The 3328-nt window shown below is 65.1% G+C and carries 5 protein-coding genes; 4 read left to right on the forward strand and 1 reads right to left on the reverse strand.

Annotation, left to right across the window (positions count from 1 at the left end):
• A partial coding sequence (locus Q0082_RS11550; RefSeq protein ID WP_298192654.1) for a ParB/Srx family N-terminal domain-containing protein occupies positions 1 to 311 on the reverse strand: 311 nt, incomplete at its 3' end.
• 481 nt (positions 312 to 792) lie between these two features.
• On the opposite strand from Q0082_RS11550, the gene Q0082_RS11555 reads away from it, so the two are divergent.
• The 4 genes from Q0082_RS11555 to Q0082_RS11570 all read left to right on the forward strand — a co-directional run.
• Positions 793 to 1044 (forward strand): ribbon-helix-helix domain-containing protein, encoded by a 252-nt coding sequence (locus Q0082_RS11555; RefSeq protein ID WP_231728118.1) that lies wholly within the window; start codon positions 793 to 795, stop codon positions 1042 to 1044.
• Positions 1041 to 1334: a type II toxin-antitoxin system RelE/ParE family toxin gene (locus Q0082_RS11560; RefSeq protein WP_021691169.1), complete on the forward strand. Its 294-nt coding sequence runs from the start codon at positions 1041 to 1043 to the stop codon at positions 1332 to 1334. Before Q0082_RS11555 ends, Q0082_RS11560 begins: the two co-directional genes overlap by 4 nt.
• A gap of 115 nt (positions 1335 to 1449) precedes the next feature.
• Entirely contained in the window at positions 1450 to 1704 is a 255-nt protein-coding gene (locus Q0082_RS11565; RefSeq protein ID WP_021691168.1) for a hypothetical protein, read from the forward strand.
• Between the two features lie 18 nt (positions 1705 to 1722).
• A partial coding sequence (locus Q0082_RS11570; protein ID WP_121358050.1) for a recombinase family protein occupies positions 1723 to 3328 on the forward strand: 1606 nt, incomplete at its 3' end.

The raw sequence follows: 3328 nt of genomic DNA on the forward strand, positions 1-3328 counted from the left end.
CAGCAGCGCACGACTTCCGACTTCTTGATCTGCTTGCGCTTGGCGCGCAGCAACATCGCCAGCCTGCGGCCTTCACCAGCGGTAACGAGATAGTTGCCGGTCGGCGTCCCGTCCTCCTTGGTTTCCGGCTCTACGACAAGGTTCTGGATCAGCCCCTTGTGCTGGATCGAAGCGGCCAGCGCCTCGATAGCGGCTTCCCCATGCGGCACCTTGCGGGCATTGCGCGGGGACTTCTTGAGCTTGGCGAGCGGCACGAAAATCTCGACGCCCGACACAGGCTCGGCGGCTAGGATTTCGGTAACAGCGTTCATCACACTTCTCCTAAAAACCACACTCACCCCGGAATGGGGTGGGCGGCGAAGAAGCTTGCCGTTGGCCCGCTGGCGGAGCCGGGCAGCATCCGCAGGACCGGAACGCAGTGGAGGACGCGCCAACAGCGCGTTGCGGCCCGGCGCGGCGGGCCTAAAGGGAAGCGTCGCCCACCCCATCGACGGGGAGAGAAACGACCAGATGCGATCGGGCTGGCGCAGCCCTGGCTCGATCTCCGCAGATCGGAAAGACAACAATCCGCGCAGCGGATTGCCGAACGGCGCAGCAGCGCCACCCCGCCATGCTGATCGTCACCCGGCAGGGACGAGACCCGTCAGGGGCTCGGTCGGAGCGCAGCGGAGATAGAGCGGCGGTCCCGTAGGGAGGCGCCAAGCCATTCTGCTGACCTTGCTTTTCCAGCCTATTTCGATTATATTTTAATCGGGTTGATAGCAGGTGATGAACATGGCGACTGAGACAAAAGTGTTGACCGCACACGTCCCGCTGCACCTCGCGGAGAAGGTTGAAGCAATGGCCTCGCGGCTCGAACGCTCGCGTGGCTGGGTGATGAAACAGGCGCTCGCCGCCTGGGTTGATCAGGAGGAGGAGCGTCACCGCATGACGCTCGAAGCAATGGAAGATGTCGATGCCGGGCGCGTGATCGACCATCAGGCCGTGCGCGCTTGGGCGGACAGCCTCGGCACTGACACCCCGCTGCCGCCGCCTTCGGCATGAGGATCAAGTGGACCGGCAAGGCGTCCTCGGATTTGGTGCGGCTGCACGAGCATCTGCGTCCGGTTGCCCCGGAGGCGGCGGCGCGGGTCGTGCAGCAGCTCTCGCGCGCGCCGGATCGGCTGCTCGACTATCCCCGGATCGGCGAGAAGCTGGACGCCTACGAGCCGCGCGAGGTTCGGCGCATCATCGTCGGCAATTACGAGCTGCGCTACGAGATTGCGGATGCGACGATCTTCATCCTGCGCCTGTGGCATTGCCGCGAGGAGCGCAGCTTCGAGTCGGACGACTGACGATGAGGCCGGCCGCATCGAACGCTACGATGCAGCGCGCCGCCCTTCGCCCCTATCTGCGCTTCGCCGCGACAGAGGCTTTGCATGAGGCGCGAGCGCGAAGCAGCCTGTCGGGATGGCCCTTGCCCGCAAAGTCCATCGTCGCCCCCATCGTCGCCGGGCCGAATGCCCGGACGACCTGTTCGACTATGCCACGCTGCCGGTCGGCAGCCTCCGTCCTTGCGCGGGGAAAAGCCCGAAGGACGATCTTTCGACCTGGACCGTCACCGACGACTGGCCCGAGCGCGTGCCGGTCACGAGTGCGGAAGTGGATGTGTTCGAGGCATGGTTCGGCGACGTTTTCGACGAGCTGTTCGGGCCGTGCCAATGATGTGAGGAGTTCGCTACCATGACCGTGCCGCTGCGCGCCGCCCTTTACCTGCGCGTTTCAACGGCGCGGCAGGCCGAGCATGACGTGTCGATCCCCGATCAGCGCAAGCAGGGCGAAGCCTATTGCCTGTCGCGGGGACTGGAGCTGGTCGATACCTTCGTCGAGGCCGGCGCATCGGCGACGAACGACCGGCGGCCCGAGTTCCAGCGCATGATCGAGGCCGGGACCAGCAAGCCCGCGTCGTTCGACGTAGTGGTGGTCCACAGCTTCTCGCGCTTCTTCCGCGATCACTTCGAACTGGAGTTCTACGTTCGCAAGCTCGCCAAGAACGGCGTCAAGCTGTTGTCGATCACGCAGGAAATGGGCGACGATCCGATGCACGTCATGATGCGTCAGATCATGGCGCTGTTCGACGAATATCAGTCGAAGGAGAATGCGAAGCACGTCCTTCGCGCGCTCAAGGAAAATGCCCGGCAAGGCTTCTGGAACGGCTCGCTGCCGCCGATCGGATATCGCGTGGTCGATGCCGAGCAACGCGGCGCGAAGATGAAGAAGAAGCTGGAGATCGACCCGATCCACGCCGACACGGTGCGGCTGGCGTTCAAGCTGGCGCTGGAAGGCGACGGCACATCCGGCCCGATGGGCGTGAAGTCGATCACCAAGCATCTCAACGAGCGCCGTATCTTCACGCGCGACGGCGGCCGCTGGGGCATCGGCACGGTTCATCGGATGCTGACCCGGCCGACCTATATCGGCCGCCACGAGTTCAACAAGCGCGGCAAGAGCAAGGAATTGAAGCCCTCCGAGGAAGTGATCGCGGTCGAGGTTCCGGCGATCATCGACCAGGCCACGTTCGATGCGGTGCAGGCACATTTCAAGGCGCGCAACCCGAAGGTCGCCCATCCGCAGGTCGTCGGTGGCCCGACGCTGCTGACGGGCCTGATCCATTGCGGGAAGTGCGGCGGCGCGATGACGATTCGCACCGGGAAGGGTGGGCGCTATCGCTATTACACCTGTTCGATGAAGGCGCGGCAGGGCGCGACCGCCTGCGAGGGCATGACGGTTTCGATGGAGCGGCTGGACGATCTGGTCGCAAACTATCTGGCCGACCGGCTGCTCGATCCCGACCGGCTGGAGGATGTACTAGCCGAGGTTCTGGATCGTCGACAGGAGCGCAGCGACCGGCGCCGCGAGCATATCGCGGAATTGAACCGGCGATCCGCCGAGACCGAGCTGCGCCTGAAACGGCTCTACGACGCGATCGAAAGCGGCGTCGCCGATTTGGACGATCCGGCGCTCAGGGATCGCATCGTCGCCTTGAAGGCGACTCGCGATCAGGCGCGGGCGGATGCCGAGCGGGCCTCGGCCCTCCTGCTCAACTCGACGCAGCAGGCCATCACGCCGGCCACGTTGCGAAAGTTCGCGTCAACGGCGCGGCGGCGCATCCGCACGGAAGGCGGCGGCTATCGCCGCGACCATCTTCGCGCCTTGGCGCAGCGGGTCGAGGTCGATCGCGGCGAGGTCCGCATCATGGGATCGAAGAGCAACCTGCTCCGCGTGCTGGCCGCCAATGGCGTAGCCACGGCGGCGGGCGGAGTGCCCATCGTTGTTCCGAAGTGGCGGA

Source organism: Novosphingobium sp., from assembly GCF_027489515.1.
Lineage (GTDB): Bacteria > Pseudomonadota > Alphaproteobacteria > Sphingomonadales > Sphingomonadaceae > Novosphingobium.